Genomic DNA, 20,856 nt, shown 5'->3' on the forward strand with positions numbered 1-20,856 from the left:
GACAGAAGCGATTGACAATATATAGATGTTCATCTATATTATTCATAGACATCCATCTATGTAAAGGAGTAGAAGATATGAATTATGATGAAATATCGATAATGCTTAAGGCTCTTGCTGATCCAAAACGTTTAAAAATCATTGATATATTGTCTTGCGGTAGTTTGTGTGCCTGCGATATCTTAGATCACTTTGACTTCACTCAGCCAACTCTTTCACATCATATGAAAGTATTAGAAAAGGCTGGGATTGTCACAGTGACTAAGGATAAAATATGGCATCATTATCAATTAACGGAAAGCTTCGCCGATCAATTTATGGGTTCAATGATGCAATTGTTTTCTGATAAAGATGATTGCATTTGTAATAAACTAAATTGTAATTGTAAAGGGGAAAAAAATGATGAAAAAATTGGAGCTATTTGAACCAGCAATGTGTTGTTCAACAGGAGTCTGCGGTCCATCAGTTGATGAAGAATTACTAATGGTAACCTCAGTATTTGAAAATTTCGAAGGACTGGATTCAATTGACGCTTCTCGTCACAATTTAACCAGTGATCCAGATGCTTTTGTCAAAAATCCAACAATCTTGAAGTTGCTTCAAGAAAATGGTAATGATATTTTGCCGATAACCTTATTAGATGGAAAAATTGTCAAAGAAGGTTCTTATCCAACCTTAGAGGAATTCGGAAAGTATGGAGAGGTTCGCTTTGTAGTTCAATCAGCTAGTTCTGGTAGCTGCTGTGGAGGGAATAATGGGAGCGAAGGCTGTTGTTAATAGACCTCTTTAAAAGGGAAAGGGAGGAGATACAATGCTTCAATATATACCAAAAAAGATAGAATTAACTAAATATCTGTTTTTCACAGGTAAAGGTGGGGTTGGGAAAACGACTACGGCTTGTGCCACGGCGACATCTTTAGCGGAAGACGGCAACCAGGTTATGCTAGTCAGCACAGACCCGGCTTCAAACCTGCAAGATGTTTTCCAAACAAAATTAACAAATAAACCGACTACGGTTGACGGAATTAGCCATTTGAAAGTTGCAAATTTTGATCCAATCACAGCGGCAGAAGAATACAAAGAGAGTATTGTCGGTCCTTATCGGGGAATCTTACCAGATAGTGCACTAGTTAATATGGAAGAACAATTATCAGGCTCTTGTACAGTAGAGATTGCTGCTTTTAACGAGTTTGCGAACTTTTTAACTGATAAAGAAGTTGCAGAGCAATTTGATTATGTAATTTTTGACACCGCCCCCACTGGGCATACGCTAAGAATGCTACAATTACCTTCTGCTTGGAATAATTATCTGGATGAAAATACAACTGGAGTTTCTTGCTTGGGACAATTATCCGGATTGGGTGATAAAAAAGAGATATATGAAAAAGCAGTGGAGACACTTACAGATGCAACCCAAACATCTTTAATTTTAGTGACCAGACCGCAAAAAGCACCACTAATTGAAGCTGAACGTGCTTCCGAGGAACTATTGAAATTAGGGATTAAGAATCAATTACTAGTGGTTAACGGATTATTGAATAATCCTGATGATGTGATTTCTCAGGTAATCTACGGTGAACAACAAAGTGATCTAGAAGAAATGCCAAAGCCTTTGAGCAAATTAGAAAAGTACTATATTCCACTTCGCCCATATAACGTTGCAGGAATAGATAAGCTTCAAATTTTATTGAGTAATCAACAGCCAGCTGTTCACCAACATGAACAGGAACCGATTGAGTTTCCAACGTTAGATTTTATTGTGAGTGAGTTTATTCGAACGAATAAAAAGATTATTTTTACGATGGGAAAAGGTGGCGTTGGCAAGACAACTGTTGCTATTCAAATCGCAGAAAAATTGGCACAATCAGGTAAAAAAGTTCGTTTAGCGACAACGGATCCTGCCGATCATCTAAATCTTTTTATTTCGAATGAGTTGCCAATTTCAATCAGCCATATCGATGAAGAACAGGAACTAGAATCTTACAAAAAAGAGGTTCTTTCAAAAGCTCGTCTGACGATGAATGCGGATGATGTCGCTTATGTCGAAGAAGACCTTCGTTCACCTTGCACGCAAGAAATTGCAGTATTTAGAGCATTTGCGGAAATTGTAGATAAGTCAGAAAATGAAATTGTGGTAATAGATACCGCTCCAACAGGACACACATTGCTTCTTTTGGATTCCACGCAAAGCTATGCCAAAGAAGTTGAAAGAAGTTCTGGCGAAGTGCCATTGTCGATTCAAAAGCTATTACCAAGATTACAAAATAGCAATGAAACGGAAGTATTGATGGTTACTCTGCCTGAAACAACGCCAGTGTACGAATCGATGCGTTTAGATGAAGATTTGAATCGTGCAAAGATTGCTCATACTTGGTGGCTAGTCAATCAAAGTATGTATGCTACCGATACGTCCAATGAAGTATTAAAGGCGCGCGCTACAAATGAAATTGAGTGGATCAATAAAGTAAAAGATCTTTCAGATGGGCATTTTGCGGTAACAGAGTGGGTTCCTAACTTTGACGCAAAATTAGTTCATTAATTTTTTGACCTATATATAGATAACAATCTATATATAGGTTCATCTATTCGTTTGAGGAAAATAAATTTTTTATTCTGCTGGAGATGGAAAAATGAATCAAGTAACTAAGAAATTGTCTTTACTAGATCGATATTTGACATTATGGATTTTTATTGCAATGGCAATTGGTATAGGAATGGGGTATTTTTTTCCCAATATTCCTAAAGTAATAAATCATTTAGAAGTTGGGACGACTTCGATTCCAATTGCAATAGGTTTAATTTTGATGATGTACCCACCACTTACAAAAGTAAAATATGAAGAAATGTGGCGTGTTTTTAAGGATTGGAAGGTACTCTTACTTTCACTAGTTCAAAATTGGATTGTCGGTCCAATTATTATGTTTGTTTTAGCAGTAGTCTTTTTGCACAACTATCCAAGTTATATGGTTGGGTTAATTATGATTGGGCTTGCTCGATGTATTGCTATGGTAATCGTCTGGAGTGAGCTTGCCCAAGGAGACAACGAGTATACAGCTGGATTAGTAGCATTTAATTCTATTTTTCAAATTGTATTTTACTCATTATTTGCATATATCTTTGTCACAGTATTACCGAACTGGCTTGGTTTAGAGACACATACGATTAATATTACAATGGGAGAAATTGCCAAAAGCGTTTTTATTTATCTGGGAATCCCATTTGTTGCAGGTTTTAGTTCAAGATTTATTTTGATCAAAATGAAAGGGAAAAAATGGTTTGAAACTAAGTTTATCCCTAAAATAAGCCCAATAACTTTGGTTGCATTACTATTTACAATTATCGTAATGTTTTCCGTAAAGGGTGAAAAAGTGATTGAGTTGCCATTAGATGTAGTTCGAATTGCTATCCCACTACTATTCTATTTTGTAATTATGTTTTTTGTATCATTTTTACTCTCAAAAAAAATGGGCACAAGTTATCCAATCGCGGCGTCGTTATCTTTTACGGCTGCAAGTAATAATTTTGAACTAGCGATAGCCGTAGCAGTAGGTGTATTTGGGATCAATTCGGGTGAAGCATTTGCGGCGGTTATTGGCCCCTTGGTCGAAGTTCCAGTTTTAATTGCTTTAGTGAATGTTGCTTTAAAATTTAAACAAAAATATTTTTCGAAAGAAGGCGCAAGCCATTAGGAGGAAATAAATGAGTTCAGAGAATGAAAAACAAGGATTAGGTATTTTTGAAAAATATCTGACGTTATGGGTAATTGTGTGTATGGTTATTGGGGTGCTAATTGGAAAATTTTTGCCGAGCGTTCCTGACACCTTAAGTAAGTTTGAATATTATCAGGTATCAATACCTACAGCAATTTTGATATGGTTAATGATTTATCCAATGATGTTGAAGATTGATTTCACTAGTATTGTTAGTGCAGCCAAAAAGCCTAAAGGATTAGTTGTTACCTGCGTGACAAACTGGTTAATCAAACCTTTTACAATGTATGCTATATCCGCTTTTTTCTTCTATGTGATTTTTAAGAATCTTATACCTATAGAATTAGCAAAAGAGTACGTTGCTGGTGCTGTTATATTAGGTGCTGCACCTTGTACAGCTATGGTATTTGTATGGAGTTATCTAACGAAAGGTGACGCAGCATACACTCTGGTACAAGTAGCGATCAATGATTTAATTATTTTGATTCTATTCGCACCCATTGTAGCGTTTCTACTTGGTGTGGACAATGTTGTTGTTCCAATGGGAACATTGCTATTATCTACAGTTCTTTTTGTAGTAGTGCCACTACTTCTAGGTTTCGTTACTAGAGTAATGATAATAAAAAATAAAGGTAAGTACTATTTCGAAGATGTCTTTTTAAAGAAATTTGACTCTGTTACAATCATTGGATTATTGCTAACGTTGATTATTATTTTTTCTTTTCAAGGTGAAAAAATATTAGCCAATCCAATTCATATTTTATTAATTGCAATTCCACTAACCATTCAAACGCTACTAATTTTTACTATTGCCTATGGGTGGTCAAGGTTTTGGAAGTTGCCTCATGAGATTGCCTCACCAGCTGGAATGATTGGTGCGAGCAATTTCTTTGAACTAGCGGTTGCTGTTGCGATTTCACTTTTCGGCCTACAGTCTGGCGCGACTTTAGCAACAGTTGTAGGAGTGTTAGTTGAGGTACCGATCATGTTGCTATTAGTAAAGATTTCCAACAATACTAAGTCATGGTTTGTTAAGTCAGGTGATACTAACCAAATTGAAAATCTATATGAGTAGTTGGGGTGCATAGTATGAAAATAATAATCATCGGGTCTGTTGCAGCAGGAACAAGTGTTGCTGCAAAAGCGAGAAGGAACACAGAAGAAGCGGAAATCATTCTATATGATAAAGATATCGACATCTCATATTCTGTTTGTGGAATTCCATATGCTGTTGGAGGAGAAGTTGAAAAATTCGATGAATTGACTCCACGGAATGCTGAGTGGTTCAAAAAGAGATACAACGTAGATATTCATACTTCGCATGAAGTACAACGTATTGACCATAAAAAGAAACGTATTTACGGACTAAATTTGATTACTAGAAAGTCGTTTTCAGATGATTATGATGCATTAGTATTTGCAACAGGTTCAATTTACAATACACCGGCTATATTCTCTAATAGACAATTTGAAAATGTATTTCAAATCAAAAATGTTTCCAGTGGTAAAAATATTCACAACTTTATTAAGACTAATAAAGTAGAAAAAGCTGTTATTGTAGGTGCTGGATATATTGGGTTAGAGATGGCTGAACAATTACAGAGACAAGGAATAGCTGTTTCGTTACTGCAACGAGGCAACCATCCAATGTCTCATTTAGATTGGGATATGGCTATAAGAATAGAGAACGAAGTAGCAAAACAACAGATTGATTTTAGGCCAAAAGAAACGGTTGTTGAATTAGTAGGTGAAGAACAACTAACTGCTGTTAAGACTTCAAAAGGGAATGAATTATCAGCCGATTTATTTGTATTGGCAACAGGAGTAAGGCCAAATACAGAATTGGCTCAAACCATAGGAATAGAGTTGGGCAAAACGGGAGCAATTAAAGTAGACAATAGAATGGAAACCAATTTGAAAAATGTCTATGCAGTAGGGGATGTAGCAGAAAGCTACAATCGCATTACTCAACAACCAATCTATCGTCCCTTGGCTTCGACTGCGAACAAGATGGGTAGAATTGCTGGTGACACAATTACTGGTGGCTCTTTACGATTTAAAGGAATATTAGGAACCGGTATTTTGCGCTTTTTTGATTTAGCCATTGCACAAACGGGTCTTACTGAAAAGGAAGCTCTTAAAGAAGGATTAGAAGTTGCCGTTTTATACAATATAAAACCAAATAAACCTGATTACATGGATGGCAAAGAAATGGTCATCAAAGCAATAGCAGATAAAAGCAGCGGTAGAGTTCTGGGTGCCCAAATTATCGGTTATGACGGAGTAGATAAAAGAATCGACGTGCTTGCTACGGCTATTTCCTTTGGAGCATTGGCGGAAGAACTGTTTGATTTAGATTTAGCTTATGCACCACCATTTTCAACAACCAAGGATCCCGTTCATTATACTGGAATGGCCTTAGATAACGCGGTGAAGAGAAGAGCGCCTTTGATGTCCCCGATTGAGTTAATTGAACGACAACACAGAAAAGAAAAGTTACAGATAATTGATACAAGATCCAAAAAGCAATTCGAAAAATCAAAGGTTAAAGGAGCTATTCATATTCCATTATCTGATTTGAGGACACGCTACGATGAGTTAGACAAGAATGTTTTGACAATTACGTACTGTAATAAAGGTGTTACCGGGAATGCTGCACAAAATATACTGTTAAACGAAGGATTCAAACACGTGTACAATCTTTCCGGAGGAAACAAAAATTATCAAGAAATTTATGAGAATATTGATTAAATAGTAAATTGCTGAGGTAATATAATTTATGTCTGAAGAAAAGAGAGCCGTTGCTAGATTATTTGGGATGTCACTGGCATTTATTCTAGCTAAATTACTAAATTATCCAATTAGTATTGGAATATTTATCAACTTTATTACGCTAATTTTGGTATTCTATTTATTGGCTAAAAGGAAAGAAAGACAAAGTAAGAAAAAATAAGGTCATGTGGTCAATTGACCACATGCCTTTTTACAGTATAAAAGTTAGAGCGACTTCTAATTTAAGAATTGTTTTACGAAAGGAAAAAGTATATGGAATATGCACTTGAAATAACGAATTTAAAAAAAATCTATGGAACAGGTGTTGAGGCATTACGTGGAATTGATCTCCAGGTTGAAGAGGGTGATTTCTATGCCCTTTTAGGGCCCAATGGTGCTGGGAAGTCGACAACCATTGGTATTATTACTTCTCTTGTCAATAAAACATCTGGAATGGTAAAAGTTTTCGACTACGATCTTGATAAAGACTTAGAAAGAGCAAAGCAGCAAATTGGTCTTGTACCACAAGAATTCAACTTCAATCCATTTGAGACTGTTCAACAAATTGTAGTGAATCAGGCAGGTTATTATGGTGTTCCGAGAAAAGAAGCATTGAAGCGCAGTGAGAAGTATTTGAAGCAATCAAATTTATGGGAAAAACGTAACGAACGTGCTCGGATGCTCTCTGGCGGGATGAAGCGCCGGCTGATGATCGCTCGAGCACTAATGCACGAACCAAAGCTATTAATTTTGGATGAACCAACCGCTGGGGTGGATATTGAACTGAGACGTGAAATGTGGTCCTTCTTAAAAGAATTAAACGAAAATGGAACCACTATTATCTTGACCACTCATTATTTGGAAGAAGCTGAAATGCTTTGTCGACACATAGGGATCATTCAATCAGGAGAATTGATTGAAAATACTAGTATGAAAGAACTTCTATCCAAATTACAATTTGAAACATTTATTTTAGATCTAGCACCTCATGATGCAGTTCCTAAGATAGAAGGATATACGTATTCTTTAGAAGACGATCTGACTTTATCAGTGGAAGTTGAACGAAATCAAGGAGTAAATGATATTTTTAATCAACTCAGTGATCAAGGGATGAAAGTTTTATCGATGCGGAATAAATCTAATCGTTTAGAAGAGTTATTTTTGAAAATCACCGAAGAAAAAAGATTTTTGGAGGAAACCAATGCGTGATATTTATCTTACTGCTTTAAAAAGTCTTGCTATTAAGGAAACTAACCGTTATCTACGTATTTGGGTACAAACTCTGGTGCCACCAGTTATAACGACATCGTTGTATTTTATCATTTTTGGGAAAATGATTGGTGGCCGAATTGGAGATATGGGTGGGTTCACTTATATGGAATTTATCGTACCCGGATTAATTATGATGTCAGCAATCACAAGCTCATACGCTAATGTATCTTCATCTTTTTTCTCTCAAAAGTTCCAAAAAAATATTGAAGAGCTATTAGTTGCTCCAGTACCAACACATATCATCATTTGGGGATTTGTTATTGGTGGGTTAGGACGAAGTATTCTCGTAGGATCACTTGTAACGATTATTTCCTTATTTTTTGTGCCACTTAATGTTCATTCATGGATTATTGTTATTCTCACGTTATTAATGACTGCAATATTATTTTCATTAGCTGGTTTGATAAACGGTGTTTTTGCTCAATCTTATGACGACGTATCGATCGTACCCACCTTCGTTTTACAGCCGTTAACTTATCTAGGAGGAGTATTTTATGCGATATCGATGTTGCCCCCATTCTGGCAAGGTGTTTCAAAAATAAATCCAATTGTTTATATGATCTCAGCGTTTAGATATGGATTTTTAGGAACAACCGATGTACCAATAGCTATGTCGATTACAATACTTATTTTATTTATTGTTGTTCTTTATTCTATTTGTTACTATTTAGTCGATACAGGTAGAGGGTTAAGAAGTTAATGCTTTTACAATGATATCCCATTTAAAAGCTACAAATTAACATCGAATAGTTGTTTTTTTGAAGATCAGTCACAACTGATAAAAGCAATATCAACATTTAGAGCTTTAATTGTAGCTCTTACGTAGAATTTACTCTTTTTCCTAAAAAATCTACCAGTTAAAAGAAATTGGATTATCGAAGCTCACTAAAACTTAGTTTATTTGAATTGAATTTGTGAAATACTTTTAGGGCTTTTTGTATTTGAATAGTAAAACTAATGTGATGATGAAATATAGTTTTCTCCGCCATTATTTGTTTTTCTCCGCCAAATAAGATAAAATGGCGGAGAAAAGAGGTGAATGGCGGTGAAAGAATTTGATTATCATGAGTTGAAAAAGCTCTCTCTTAGTCATGATTTGCTAAATATGCTGACCAAGATTCATGATTATAAGGGGAAACAAGAACTGTATATTGCCACAAAACCAGAGATTTTAGGCAAACTGACAGACTTGGCTTTGATTCAAAGTACAGAGGCTTCCAACAAAATTGAAGGAATTGCAACAACAGATGGCCGCTTGAAGCAAATCGTAGCGGAAAAAGTAAAACCTCGTAATCGGGATGAAGAAGAAATTGCCGGTTATCGAGATGTGTTGAAACTGATTCATGATAGTTACGAGTATATTCGCGTCGTGCCCAACGATATTTTAACGTTACACAAAAATCTATATAATTACTCGGCTAAAAGTTACAAAGGTAAGTTTAAAAGTGGCGATAATGTTATTACGGAAAAAGATTTAGATGGTAACGAGCGAGTTCGGTTTGTACCAGCGCCTGCATATTTGACACCTGATTTAATTGATGAGCTGTGCTACCAATACAATCAAGCCATTCAGAAGGCTGAGATTGATCCCTTACTGCTGATTCCTTGCTTTGTTTTAGACTTTCTCTCAATTCATCCATTTAGTGATGGAAATGGGCGGATGTCTCGTTTATTGACATTGCTGTTGCTGTACAAGTCGGGCTATTTAGTCGGCAAGTACATCAGTATTGAGATGCTGATTGAAGAATCGAAGCAAACTTACTATGAAGCGTTACAGGCGAGTTCTGTGGGATGGTTGGAAAATGAACAAGACTATACGCCGTTTGTTCGCTATCTTGTGGGAATCATTTTGCGAGCCTATGAAAACTTCTCAGAGCGTTTCGAGATTATTATCAATCAGGAGCTAACACCAGCAGAGCGGGTAGTAGAAGAACTAGAGAAGTCTTTTGAACCTCTAAGCAGAGCTGACATGGAGAACTTGTTGCCGGATATTAGCCAGCGAACGATAGAACGGGCCTTGGCTGGGCTACAAACAGAGAATAAGATTCAAAAAGTCGGGCAAGGCCGTTCGACTAAGTATCAGCTAATAAATGAATTCAAATCGTAATACGATTCACGGGCCATTAATAGAAGCACAAAATCGGTAGTTTAAAATTCAATGAGGCTAATTGAAACTTGCATAACTAAAAATATTAGCTCAATACACTATTTGAAACTCGCTAAAACCAGTGAAAACAAAGTGTGAACTTTTTTAAATTAGTTTACACTTGTCAATAAGTGCTTATTTCCTTGGTATAACAGTGTTTGTACGTAGTTTTTCGATTGTTTTTCGTGTTTTTGTACCCCCCTGTTAGATAGGGGGGGTGAAACAACACTCGCGGGCTAGCGCCCACTCGTGTTCAAGGCGAACTCTTTACGAAGGGGAATTCGCTTGAGGCGAACCCCTCCGCAAAGAGCGCCTAACATTTGGAGGATTTGTTCTTTTATCTTTGACTTTGCAACGTTAAAAAGACCACATGGGTTTACCATGCAGTTTCTTCAATGGAAAGATAAAAAAGAAGTGTAGTAGATACTGATATGCTCTGAATTTGTCGTAACCAAATTGTCTTACGTTCAAAATTGGTTACGAATCGTGGTTACGAGTGCCTAAAATCGACTGAAATCCAGTACAAATCTTGAGGCGAAAAATACTGATAAATCAGCATTTTTGATATTCATTGATTTAAAATAACACAGTTGAACTGCCAACCAGGTCTTAAGAAAGCACGTAAAGCTAGTCAGTTTTCAAAACGTTAATCAACCTTATATATCAGCGTTTCTGGCACTTTCCATTTTTTGGAAGGTGTCTTTTTTACTGTTCTGAGTAGTGTAGTTGAAGATGAATTGATTATCAGTTGGAAAATATCAAATGGTTATAATTCCTTAAATTGCAGTTTTTTCCAGTATCTTTTCTATCAGTTGCGGTGAATCGGCTACACTGGACTAGGCAGAAAAAATAAGGTATCTACAAATAAAAAAACGCTCTGGAGAAATTTTTATATCAGGACGTTAATGAAGGACCAATTCAAAGAAATTTAAGTAAACAGGTGGTCGATTTCTATTTATCCGAAAAACCACAAGCAAAAATCATGTGAGAATATGAATTGATTGCCTCGGCTTTTGATAAATGGGTTAAATAAACAAAAATTACTGGTGAAAAATAGTAAAGCGGACACACCTCTACTATAAAGAAAAAATAACGAACTTGTCTAAAGAAAACATTGATTCAATTATCATTTGAGTTTTGAGAGTCGTATTAGGAGGAAATTGGTGGGGCTTAACTAATTTAATCACGACTTTCGGGGTGTTTTTCAAATTTTGGAGAGCCTTTTTTTATAAAAATTTAGTATGGTTTTTTTGAGGCAGATTTTTGACGAATTCTTAGTTCTTTGTCTTTCAAATAACTAATTCAATAAAATTTACAAGATAAATCGATAATTCTGGATTATAATAAGGTTGTTAATAAAAACAGCTAACTTGTTGAGGTGTAACATGAAAATACCAGAACCAGTTATTTATGAAATAAACTATTCAAAAAAAGAGCTTGATATTTTAGAAACACGAATGAAGAACGAAGACAAACAAAATCAAAAAATTATTTTTAGGTATCCGACGGTATATATTGTCAATGATCAAAAAAGTACATCAGGATATTCAGTTTATGTGGGCGAGACGACGGATATCAAACGACGAACTGCAGAGCATTTGAAAACAGATCCGATATTTCGTGAGGATTGGAAAGAATTAGCAGATTCTGAAAAAGCTAAAATGTTTGTAATTGGACACAATCATTTTAACAAATCACTAACCTTAGATATTGAAAATCGACTAATGCAATACTTATCGAGTGTTGAATCTGTTGTGAGTGTGAACAATCGGCGAACGAATCAACAAAATGAGTATTATACTTCAGAAGAGTTTGAAAGTGTTTTTTCTAAAATCTGGCGTAAACTACAAAAAATGAATAAAGAGTTATTTCCACTTGAGCGCATTATTAAAGATTCTGCCCTTTTCAAGGCCTCTCCTTTTCACAAGCTAACCAGAGAACAGATGAATGCTCGTGAAAAAATAATTCTTAAAATAACAGAAGCGTTAAACAGAAATCAAGAGGAACAGTTGATTATTGTAGAGGGGGAGGCTGGTTCAGGGAAAACAGTGCTGATGAGTAGTCTGTTTTATGAACTACACCAATTATCCTTAGAAAATTCAGAGAATGTCGTACTTCAGAACACGACACAGTATTTGCTTGTGAACCATGGTCAACAATTGAAAGTCTATGAACAAATTGCTTCGAAATTGGGTATTTTATCGAAGCGTCATCCGGATGTAATTTCAAAACCGACAAAATTTATTAATAATCATTCGGAAGACAGGAAGGTAGACGTTGTCATCGTTGACGAAGCACACTTATTATGGACTCAAGGAAAACAATCCTATCGTGGAGAAAATCAGCTAGAAGATTTATTGAAACGAGCAAAAGTTGTAGTTGCCGTACTTGATCGGAATCAAATCCTTTCGCGCGAGCAATATTGGGAAGAACAGGAGATGCTGAAAACTATCCATGATGTCAATTTGAAGGGTAACTATATACACTTAGACAATCAACTACGAATTAACGCTGACAAAAAAACAGTTGATTGGATTAGAAACTTCATTGATAGGGGACTAATTGAAACGATTCCCACTGATTCAAAAAAATACAGTATCCAGATTTTTAGTGATCCTGATGAAATGTATCGCAAAATTCAACAGAAGGCACAAGATGAGACTTCTGGAATTTCACGTCTATTAGCTACGTTTGACTGGGAATATGTCGATAAGCGTCAGTCAGAAGAAGAGTACTGGTATGTAAAAATTGGTAAGTGGAAGTTACCATGGAACTTGCAAATTCATCAATCTAAAGAAGAAAAACGTAAAAATAAGAAACGTGCGTGGGCGGAGCAACCTCAAACAATTCATGAAGTCGGATCAACATTTACGATACAAGGATTTGATCTTAATTATGCGGGTGTCATTATTGGTCCATCAGTAAAATATCGAAATGGTCAGTTATTTTTTGATAAAACAGCAAGTAAGAACAAAAAAGCAACTCAAATGCGTGGATTAAAAAATGGAGATAAACTGGATGTTTCTGAATTCCTACTTAGAAATGAGTTAAATGTGTTATTAACACGTGGCGTCAATGGGCTGTATATCTATGCGGTGGATAAAGAACTACGCGAGGCTCTCCTAAAAGCAAAAAATCAGGAGCAAGGAAAATAAAATTAAAACGGTAAAACCTGCCACATTTAGAGGATGTATCAGTAAAAAGACTTATTTATATTCTCAAGTTGCCCAAAGCATCTGATCGTTTAACTTTTAAATTTGGAAATAACAAAATAGCTGGATCCTTTTTTATCAAGGTTCTCAGCTGTTTTTTATTAACTCAAGTTTCGCACACTAAATTCGGCAAATAAGCCTTGATATATCTAGGCAAGGCTTCTACCCATTTAGTCAGTTGACTTTTGATTAATTGTTCGATTCTAGTTGAAGCTTTGTCAGCTATGTCCGATACGAGTTGCGCCAATTCTGTTAAAGCGACTGCCTAATCTAATTCTTGAAGTTCATCACAAAGTTCCATAAATAAACCGCCAAACGTGCGGATATCCGAGTCGCAACGATTCTGCCAGCTCAGTAGGATAAAGCGGGTAAACGCAATCGTTGTATGACAAATAAGCACATGATAATTGCGACTTTGGCGTTCTTTCGACAGGTTCAATAGTGATTTGGTGGCTTTAAAGAAAACCTCAATATCCCAGCGAGCACCGTATGTCTTAACGATTTTTTGAGCAGACAAAGTCATGTCAGAGGAAATGATGGCGAACCACTTTGAACAAACACGATTTTAACGGCATGACCTGAAGGTAACTCAACACTTATTGATGAAATGACTGCGCCATTTGTATAGTCTTTAGAGGCCTTTTCAAATAAATCAGAGAGCCGATAAAGTCTGTCATTGTATAGAGACTTGGTCTTCTCATTCTTGACCATCCCGATGACATCAATGCCCAACGTTTGTACACAATCAATCATCTTAGGACTGGTAAACCATTTATCCATCAGAACATGTGTGGCATAGATACCGCAATTTAAGGCTCTTTCAATCATTTGAACAGAGACATCTATCATTTTATAGTCAGATTCAGCGAGGCGTTTCCCACCAGAAGGTCGCTTGTCATAATCGAGTTCTTCGTTGGAGACTTTCTTTTTTCCAGAAAGCAAGGCAAAGTCTATCGGAAAGAAGGAGTGTCCGTCAGTAAATCCTATCATATCAACAACTTCAAGAAGACACTTTACACATTTTGATGAAAGAAATTTTTCATCTGCTATAATAAGAAAAAAGAAAAGAGTGAGATCTTTGGACGAACAAGCTGCAAAAAAACTAGTCGGTAAATTCAATCAAGAAGAATTGATTCAACTCATCTGTACTCTAGTCGTACAAAATGAAGAAGCAGAAGAGCAATTGTTATCTTTTTGTCAAAAAGAAAAGCCCAATCAAAACAAGCTACTTATTCTTGAGCAACAACTAAATAATGCCTGGATAAATGCCTATAATATTATCGATGAATTTAATGAATACGGAGGTGGTTCAGAAAACGATGAATATGATGCGTATTTGGAATTAGATCGACTTGCGGAGTTATTACAAGAAACGAATTTTTCTTGGAAGCTAAGGAAAAAAATCTTAGATGAAATCATGGAACAGGTTCATATAGACAACAGCGGTTTCACGGATAATTTGGTGGATGTAGCGGTTGAACTTTGTCAAACAAAAGAAGAAAACTTATATTTAGCGAATTGTCTTGTACAGTACGGAAATTCTTATTATAAAAAAGCAGCTGCGCAACTGTATAAAGAAAATGGGGAAAAAACTAAGTATTTAATTGTTCTCCAAGAAAATTTGGAGTACAGTTCTGATTATGTAGAGCTAGCAACCTTTTATCAACAAGAAGGAAAAGAAAACGAAGCTATCCAACTTGCTTGGAAAGGATTAGATGAATCTTTATATAATTGGACGGATCTATACAAATTCTTATTTTCCTACTATCAAGAAAAAAATGATGAGGCTTCGTTATTAAAATTATATCAGTTTTCCTTGATGAAAAAGAGGAATATAGATGTGATGACCGAACAGATGTATAACTATTACAAGAAAAAAAGAGAGACAGTAAAACAAAAAGAAATGTTAATCAAGCTGATGTTCTGTACAAATGATGTTAAAAAATGGTATGAACGTTGTCAAGAAGAGCTAACGACAGATGAATTAGCACAATATGAACCACAATTTATTGAAGTGATTAAAAAGAAAAACCCTTCTTATTATCTAGATATTTGTATCGAAAGAGGGCAGTTAGCTACGGTTCTTTTAAAATTACAAAATCCAAACAGTTCTTACTACAGTTACAGTACTATTGATGAGGATCATCGGTATAGTAAGCAACTGATAAAGGAATATCCTCAAGAAATTCTTGCACTTTACTGGCAAGAAGTTGATTACTATGCTAAAAAAGGAAAGAGAAAAAACTATTCCTATGTGGTAAATCTTTTAGAAGAAATTCACGAGACAATGAAAAAACTTCATCTAGAAAAACAATGGGAAGTGCAATACCAAAAGTTTGTGGTGGTTCATAAGCGTAAGAGGTTACTGATGGAAATGTTGTAGAAATTTCAGTTGCATAGATACGACATCACTAGAGAATCAGTAGAATCATAAGTTATGAAGCTATTTGAAACGTTCAAAATAGAGATTAAAAAGAAATAGTAGAATGGTTAATCCAGTGATAATTATCTCTGTCCAATCTTTCAGTATTATTAGGATGTGATTGGTTGTTTCAAGAAAGTCGTGTTGGATAAGAAATACTAGAATTCGATTAAATATTATCATTTTTTACACTGAAATTTAGCCGACAGATTATTTACGATTATTTTAATTTTTATCATTGCTGGTCAAATAGATAAACAGGTTCAGCTCTAATATGAATCTTTCGCTTTGCTTCTTCTTTCAAAGCTTAGTATAATAGCGTTGTTTCGGTAAAAAGTGCTGAACTAGGAGGAAGTATACATAATGGCAAGTAATTTTTGGGCGGAATTGCCGAAGCCCTTTTTTATATTGGCACCGATGGAAGATGTGACAGATGTCGTGTTTCGTCATGTTGTGAAAGAAGCGGGAGCACCGGATGTTTTCTTTACGGAGTTTACGAATTCAGATAGTTTTTGTCATCCGGAAGGGATCGAAAGTGTCCGTGGACGGTTAGTTTTCACGGAAGATGAACAGCCGATGGTCGCTCATATTTGGGGCGACAAGCCAGAATTTTTTCGTCAAATGAGTATTGCTTTGGCGGATATGGGATTTAAGGGAATCGATCTGAATATGGGTTGTCCGGTTCCAAATGTTGCCGAACGAGGCAAAGGCAGCGGATTGATTTTGCGTCCTGAAGTGGCGGCGGAATTGATCGCAGCGGCGAAAGCGGGGGGCTTGCCAGTCAGTGTGAAAACACGGGTCGGCTTTACGGAGCTAGCTGAAATGGAGCAGTGGATTGGTCACTTATTGAAACAAGACATCGCCAATCTTTCGATCCATTTGCGAACACGAAAAGAAATGAGTAAAGCAGCGGCTCATTGGGAATTGATTCCTCAAATCATAAAAATGCGCGATGAACTCGCACCACAGACGCTGATCACGATCAACGGCGATATTTTGGATCGCCAGATGGGGCTGGAACTGGCTGAAAAATATGGGGTCGATGGTGTGATGATTGGCCGCGGGATTTTCAAAAATCCGTATGCTTTTGAAAAAAATCCGCAACCGCATACGCCAAAAGATTTGATCGATTTATTACGGTTACAGCTTGATCTGCAAGATAAATATGCGGAGCAAGTTTCGCGTTCTATTGTCGGCTTGCATCGCTTTTTCAAAATCTATGTCAAAGGATTTTCTGGAGCGAATGATTTGCGTGTTCGTCTGATGAATACGAAAACTACCGCAGAAGTCCGCGCAATTTTAGCAGAGTTTGAAAAAAATAATTAAACAACCATTCGTCCTCAAAAGTCAGTCTTTGAGGGCGAATGGTTGTTTTGAAGACAACGATTTGACTGACAAGTATCAATAGGTTTGTCAGTTTATCGATCTCAGTCGTGTTACGGGATAAATCATAATCATTTTTGGTTCATCACTGCGCTAATCCATCAGCTTAGCTTGTTTCAAAATTTTCAAAGGATGAGAGGCTGCTGGACGAGCAAGTTTCGTTGCTTCAGTCAGAACTGTCACGCCCTCTTTACTAATTATTCGTGTAATTCTAAGGGCAGTCCGTCTGGATCGAAGAAAAAGGTCATCTTCTCACCAGTAAAGGCATCCGTTCGCAACGGCTCGCATGCAACGCCGCAACTAGCTAAGTAAGCAACGGTCGCTGCGATATTAGTTGTTTTGAATGCTAGATGACGCAGTCCGGCTGCTTCAGGAAAACTTGGGCGCTGTGGCGGATTTGGTATCGCAAAAATTTCTAGTTCAGCATCATTTAATTGCAAATCCAATTTATAATCGTTTCGTTCAGGGCGATAATTTTCGCGAATGATCGGTAAGCCGAGGATATCCACATAAAAATGTCGCGCTTTTTGATAATCTGACACAATGATAGCGACGTGATGAATCGCGGAAAAATCTGGTTTCGACATAAAAACATCCTTTCGGTTTTATGATAAGTCGGTTAAATGCTGGATCAAATTAGAGGAGGTGACAAGATTTCTGCCACCTCCTTTTTAGTTTGCCTTCAAATAAACGTCTTGTCCTTCTTCTTGCAAATGAGCGACGTGCTGTTCACCCCAACTGCATAAACTGTCTAAAATATCTGAAAGGCTACGCCCATATTCGCTTAATGAATATTCAACTTTCGGCGGTACTTGCTGGTACACTTTCCGGTCGATGATTTTGTCATCTTCTAATTCGCGGAGTTGTTGCGTTAACATTTTTTGGCTGATGCCGGTGATGCCGCGTTTCAAATCACTAGGACGCATGGGTCCATGGCGTAGGTTACAAAGAATGATTGGTTTCCATTTTCCACCGATAACATCCATTGTTGCTTCTACGCCGATCATATATGCACGATTTTCCAAAAAAATTCCTCCTTAAATCCTTGATACGAGTCAAAAGTCACTAAAAGGTACCTATGATACAAAAAAGTGGGTACTTATCAAAAGTTCATCAACAGTATATAGTATCTTCTTGTAGCTTACAAATAATTTTTTTGGAGGAAAAAAATGGAAAAGAAAATCTCACCAAACTTAACTTTACTGGCTCTCGCAATCAATGCCTTTGCGATCGGGTCGACTGAATTTATCAGCGTCGGATTGTTGCCGATGATCGTCAAAAGTTTCGATGTCACACTCGCACAAGCGGGTTTGACCGTCTCTTTATACGCGTTAGGCGTAACAATTGGCGCCCCGTTATTAACTATTTTGACCGGCAAGTGGAACCGGCGCAATTTGATGATCGGGATCATGCTTTTATTTATTGGCGGGAATGTATTAGCTGCGTTTGCCCCAACCTTTATGATTTTATTACTGGGTCGTATTTTAGCAGCATTGGCACATGGAATCTTTATGTCAGTTTCAACAGTTGTCGCTGCTGATGTCGTTGCGCCGTCGCGTCGTGCAAGTGCGATCGCCATCATGTTTACCGGTTTGACTGTCGCAACTGTAACAGGAGTACCATTGGGAACATTTATTGGTCAACAAACAACATGGAATATGTCCTTTATTTTTATCGCAGCAGTTGGTTTACTTGGTTTGATCGCCAGCAGTTTCTTAGTTCCGCGTCAATTACCGATTCCTGGCAAAGTCGATTTGAAAGGTTTTGTTCGAATCTTTACGAATAAACCGTTAGTGATGTCTTTCTTGATCACCTCATTCGGTTACGGCGGGACGTTTGCTGCCTACACATATCTTTCACCGATCTTAGAAAATTTTGGTTTTTCCGCAAATGCAGTCGTGATCATTTTGATTGTTTATGGTGTGATGGTCGCGATTGGCAATACTGTCGGTGGACATTTGGCAAATGAAAAACCACTTGCTTCATTGATCAAGATGTTTGGTCTTTTACTAGCATCCTTGCTGTTCTTGTTTATCACGATCATGCTTGGAAATACACTTCTCGGTTTGCTGGCAGTAATCCTTTTAGGGCTGTTTGCTTTCATGAACGTGCCGGGATTGCAGTTATATGTTGTGCAGTTGGCTGAAAAATATGTACCGCAAGACATTACGTTGGCTTCCGCATTTAATATCGCCGCTTTCAATGTCGGGATTACGTTAGGCTCGACTGTCGGTGCACAAGTCACAGGGAAAATGGGCATTGCTTACACACCGATTTTTGGTGCAGCGATTGTTTTACTAGCGATTCTTTTGATCGTGCAAGTGAAAAGAAGCGAAGCGCCGAGTTCTTTGAATGAAACAGCCGGCTGTGAAGAGTAACAGTCATAAAAAATCGAACCGCAAAAGCTATTAAACTGACTTTTGCGGTTCGGCTTATTTTATTTTAAAATCAGCCGCGAACGGGGGCTTTGCGAAAATGGATCAGACAAGTAATACTGCTAACAATAAAATTAGTAGTACGATCAGCGAGAGCTGCGAGCCGGCAACAGTCGCAGCTCTGTCGAGATTCAGAACCAACTTAAAAAGTTTATGCAGGTACGCACATTGCGGTATTTCTTTCCTCATACGACTATCAAGTAGTAAGGTGAACAGGAAAAGCGGTATTTGATTCGTTTTTTGAGCCATGCGTTTTTGGTTTTTTTTTGCAGGAATGAATTAACAGCGGGTAAAAGGAAACACCAGAAGAATTGGTGCAAATTTTAGATAGCATCCTGCCATTTGATTTTATTTGAGGTCTTCATGAAAATGAGCTTTAATATGAACAGAAGCTCCGATATCTTCCGATTTATCGAGAAATTTCCAGTTTAAATCGGAAGTTTTCCGATTTCGGTTGACGCTTCCTCAATTGTTTGATACATTAATTCCTGCCGGTAAATCGGAATTTTTCCGATTTAATCTATCAAAACGAAAAGAGGACAGAAAATGAAAAAATATTTAGTGGGTTTAGGACTTTTATTGAGCGGGTTTGCATTGACTGCCTGCGGAACTGCTGAAAATGGACAAACAGCCGAAAAGGGACAACTACAGGCGATTGCAACTTTTTATCCAATGTATGAATTTACAAAAGAAGTAATTGGGGATGAGGGCACGGTGGAATTGCTGATTCCTGCTGGAACGGAACCTCACGATTATGAACCAAGCGCAAAAGATGTCGCAAAAATTTCCCAAGCGGATGCCTTCGTGTATAATAGTGAAGAAATGGAAACTTGGGTCGAAAGTATCGAAGATAGTCTGGATGAAGAAAAAACACTGGTCATTGAAGCGGCAGATCAAATCGATTTGTTGGAAATGACAGACGACGGTCATGACCACGACCATGAAGAGGAAGACCATGATCACGATCATGACAAAGATCCCCACGTTTGGACAGACCCGATAATGGCGATCAAAGAAGTGGAGACCATCCGGGATGAACTAAGTGAGAAATTCCCTGATAAAAAAGCGGCCTTTGAAAAAAATGCTGCAGCGTATATTGAGAAATTACAGAAACTAGATCAAGACTTCACGGATGCTTTTGCGAATGCAACGAACAAGACCTTCGTCACTCAGCATGCGGCATTTGGCTATTTAGCCAATCAATACGGCTTGACCCAAGAATCGATTGCAGGAATTTCACCAGATCAGGAACCTTCACCAAGTCGTTTGGCGGAATTAAAACATTTTGTTGAGGATCATGGCGTGAAAGTGATTTATTTTGAAGAAAATGCCAGCAGCAAAGTGGCAGAGACTCTTTCAAAAGAAACTGGTGTGAAATTGGCGGTGCTGAATCCAGTAGAAAGCTTGACGAAACAACAAATGGAAGATGGTAAGACCTATCTTTCCATCATGCAGGAAAACTTAGAGGCATTAAAAGAAAGTATCAACTAAAGGAGGCGCAACA

Annotated in this window: 18 protein-coding genes; 14 read left to right on the plus strand and 4 right to left on the minus strand. The window is 37.2% G+C overall.

Going from position 1 to position 20,856, the window contains the following annotated elements:
- Positions 1-77: 77 nt before the first annotated feature.
- From BAU16_RS08665 to BAU16_RS08710, 10 genes are all read left to right on the plus strand, one after another.
- Positions 78-425: an ArsR/SmtB family transcription factor gene (locus BAU16_RS08665; protein ID WP_016173357.1), complete on the plus strand. Its 348-nt coding sequence runs from the start codon at positions 78-80 to the stop codon at positions 423-425.
- Positions 403-777 carry an arsenite efflux transporter metallochaperone ArsD gene (gene arsD / locus BAU16_RS08670; RefSeq protein ID WP_029487385.1) on the plus strand — a complete coding sequence of 125 codons (375 nt, stop codon included), beginning with the start codon at positions 403-405 and terminating at the stop codon, positions 775-777. The genes BAU16_RS08665 and arsD overlap by 23 nt, the downstream gene beginning before the upstream one ends.
- Positions 778-811: 34 nt before the next feature.
- Positions 812-2,539 (plus strand): arsenical pump-driving ATPase, encoded by a 1,728-nt coding sequence (arsA, locus tag BAU16_RS08675; protein WP_029487386.1) that lies wholly within the window; start codon positions 812-814, stop codon positions 2,537-2,539.
- A gap of 91 nt (positions 2,540-2,630) precedes the next feature.
- Entirely contained in the window at positions 2,631-3,689 is a 1,059-nt protein-coding gene (arsB, locus tag BAU16_RS08680) for an ACR3 family arsenite efflux transporter (protein ID WP_161526952.1), read from the plus strand.
- A 10-nt stretch (positions 3,690-3,699) separates the two neighbouring features.
- A complete protein-coding gene (gene arsB / locus BAU16_RS08685) occupies positions 3,700-4,785 on the plus strand; it encodes an ACR3 family arsenite efflux transporter (protein ID WP_016173361.1) in 1,086 nt (361 codons plus the stop codon).
- A 14-nt stretch (positions 4,786-4,799) separates the two neighbouring features.
- Entirely contained in the window at positions 4,800-6,461 is a 1,662-nt protein-coding gene (locus tag BAU16_RS08690) for an FAD-dependent oxidoreductase (RefSeq protein WP_029487387.1), read from the plus strand.
- Between the two features lie 294 nt (positions 6,462-6,755).
- Positions 6,756-7,691: an ABC transporter ATP-binding protein gene (locus BAU16_RS08695; protein ID WP_016173364.1), complete on the plus strand. Its 936-nt coding sequence runs from the start codon at positions 6,756-6,758 to the stop codon at positions 7,689-7,691.
- Entirely contained in the window at positions 7,684-8,454 is a 771-nt protein-coding gene (locus BAU16_RS08700) for an ABC transporter permease (RefSeq protein ID WP_016173365.1), read from the plus strand. The genes BAU16_RS08695 and BAU16_RS08700 overlap by 8 nt, the downstream gene beginning before the upstream one ends.
- A gap of 339 nt (positions 8,455-8,793) precedes the next feature.
- Positions 8,794-9,861: a Fic family protein gene (locus tag BAU16_RS08705; protein WP_172843735.1), complete on the plus strand. Its 1,068-nt coding sequence runs from the start codon at positions 8,794-8,796 to the stop codon at positions 9,859-9,861.
- 1,424 nt (positions 9,862-11,285) lie between these two features.
- A complete protein-coding gene (locus tag BAU16_RS08710; protein ID WP_161526953.1) occupies positions 11,286-13,055 on the plus strand; it encodes a DUF2075 domain-containing protein in 1,770 nt (589 codons plus the stop codon).
- A gap of 322 nt (positions 13,056-13,377) precedes the next feature.
- Here the strand turns inward: BAU16_RS08710 and BAU16_RS08715 are convergent, their stop codons facing one another.
- Positions 13,378-13,629 (minus strand): hypothetical protein, encoded by a 252-nt coding sequence (locus BAU16_RS08715; protein ID WP_161526954.1) that lies wholly within the window; start codon positions 13,627-13,629, stop codon positions 13,378-13,380.
- A gap of 2 nt (positions 13,630-13,631) precedes the next feature.
- Complete coding sequence (locus BAU16_RS08720) at positions 13,632-14,102, minus strand: hypothetical protein (protein WP_161526955.1); 471 nt, start codon at positions 14,100-14,102, stop codon at positions 13,632-13,634.
- A gap of 88 nt (positions 14,103-14,190) precedes the next feature.
- Between BAU16_RS08720 and BAU16_RS08725 the strand changes: the two genes are divergently transcribed.
- Together BAU16_RS08725 and BAU16_RS08730 are read left to right on the plus strand one after the other, a co-directional pair.
- On the plus strand, positions 14,191-15,495 hold the full coding sequence (locus BAU16_RS08725; RefSeq protein WP_161526956.1) for a hypothetical protein: 1,305 nt from the start codon (positions 14,191-14,193) through the stop codon (positions 15,493-15,495).
- A gap of 402 nt (positions 15,496-15,897) precedes the next feature.
- Entirely contained in the window at positions 15,898-16,860 is a 963-nt protein-coding gene (locus tag BAU16_RS08730; protein WP_161526957.1) for a tRNA dihydrouridine synthase, read from the plus strand.
- Between the two features lie 254 nt (positions 16,861-17,114).
- On the opposite strand, the gene gloA2 is transcribed toward BAU16_RS08730, so the two are convergent.
- Both gloA2 and BAU16_RS08740 read right to left on the minus strand, forming a co-directional pair.
- The gene (gene gloA2 / locus BAU16_RS08735) at positions 17,115-17,504 is read right to left on the minus strand and encodes an SMU1112c/YaeR family gloxylase I-like metalloprotein (RefSeq protein ID WP_161526958.1); all 390 of its coding nucleotides are present in this window, start codon (positions 17,502-17,504) and stop codon (positions 17,115-17,117) included.
- A gap of 84 nt (positions 17,505-17,588) precedes the next feature.
- Positions 17,589-17,942 (minus strand): winged helix-turn-helix transcriptional regulator, encoded by a 354-nt coding sequence (locus BAU16_RS08740; RefSeq protein WP_137618914.1) that lies wholly within the window; start codon positions 17,940-17,942, stop codon positions 17,589-17,591.
- 144 nt (positions 17,943-18,086) lie between these two features.
- On the opposite strand from BAU16_RS08740, the gene BAU16_RS08745 reads away from it, so the two are divergent.
- Complete coding sequence (locus tag BAU16_RS08745; RefSeq protein WP_161526959.1) at positions 18,087-19,295, plus strand: MFS transporter; 1,209 nt, start codon at positions 18,087-18,089, stop codon at positions 19,293-19,295.
- Between the two features lie 603 nt (positions 19,296-19,898).
- The gene (locus tag BAU16_RS08750; protein ID WP_048603214.1) at positions 19,899-20,843 is read left to right on the plus strand and encodes a metal ABC transporter substrate-binding protein; all 945 of its coding nucleotides are present in this window, start codon (positions 19,899-19,901) and stop codon (positions 20,841-20,843) included.
- Positions 20,844-20,856: the final 13 nt, after the last annotated feature.

The organism is Enterococcus sp. JM9B, from assembly GCF_009933265.1.
Lineage (GTDB): Bacteria > Bacillota > Bacilli > Lactobacillales > Enterococcaceae > Enterococcus_C > Enterococcus_C songbeiensis.

Coding starts and splice junctions, on each gene's coding strand:
- BAU16_RS08690 (WP_029487387.1), top strand. CDS start 4,800: ATGAAAATAATAATCATCGGGTCTGTTGCAGCAGGAACAAGTGTTGCT.
- BAU16_RS08710 (WP_161526953.1), top strand. CDS start 11,286: ATGAAAATACCAGAACCAGTTATTTATGAAATAAACTATTCAAAAAAA.
- BAU16_RS08695 (WP_016173364.1), top strand. CDS start 6,756: ATGGAATATGCACTTGAAATAACGAATTTAAAAAAAATCTATGGAACA.
- BAU16_RS08745 (WP_161526959.1), top strand. CDS start 18,087: ATGGAAAAGAAAATCTCACCAAACTTAACTTTACTGGCTCTCGCAATC.
- BAU16_RS08750 (WP_048603214.1), top strand. CDS start 19,899: ATGAAAAAATATTTAGTGGGTTTAGGACTTTTATTGAGCGGGTTTGCA.
- arsA (WP_029487386.1), top strand. CDS start 812: ATGCTTCAATATATACCAAAAAAGATAGAATTAACTAAATATCTGTTT.
- BAU16_RS08665 (WP_016173357.1), top strand. CDS start 78: ATGAATTATGATGAAATATCGATAATGCTTAAGGCTCTTGCTGATCCA.
- gloA2 (WP_161526958.1), bottom strand. CDS start 17,504: ATGTCGAAACCAGATTTTTCCGCGATTCATCACGTCGCTATCATTGTG.
- BAU16_RS08700 (WP_016173365.1), top strand. CDS start 7,684: ATGCGTGATATTTATCTTACTGCTTTAAAAAGTCTTGCTATTAAGGAA.
- BAU16_RS08720 (WP_161526955.1), bottom strand. CDS start 14,102: ATGATAGGATTTACTGACGGACACTCCTTCTTTCCGATAGACTTTGCC.
- BAU16_RS08705 (WP_172843735.1), top strand. CDS start 8,794: ATGGCGGTGAAAGAATTTGATTATCATGAGTTGAAAAAGCTCTCTCTT.
- arsB (WP_161526952.1), top strand. CDS start 2,631: ATGAATCAAGTAACTAAGAAATTGTCTTTACTAGATCGATATTTGACA.
- arsB (WP_016173361.1), top strand. CDS start 3,700: ATGAGTTCAGAGAATGAAAAACAAGGATTAGGTATTTTTGAAAAATAT.
- arsD (WP_029487385.1), top strand. CDS start 403: ATGAAAAAATTGGAGCTATTTGAACCAGCAATGTGTTGTTCAACAGGA.
- BAU16_RS08730 (WP_161526957.1), top strand. CDS start 15,898: ATGGCAAGTAATTTTTGGGCGGAATTGCCGAAGCCCTTTTTTATATTG.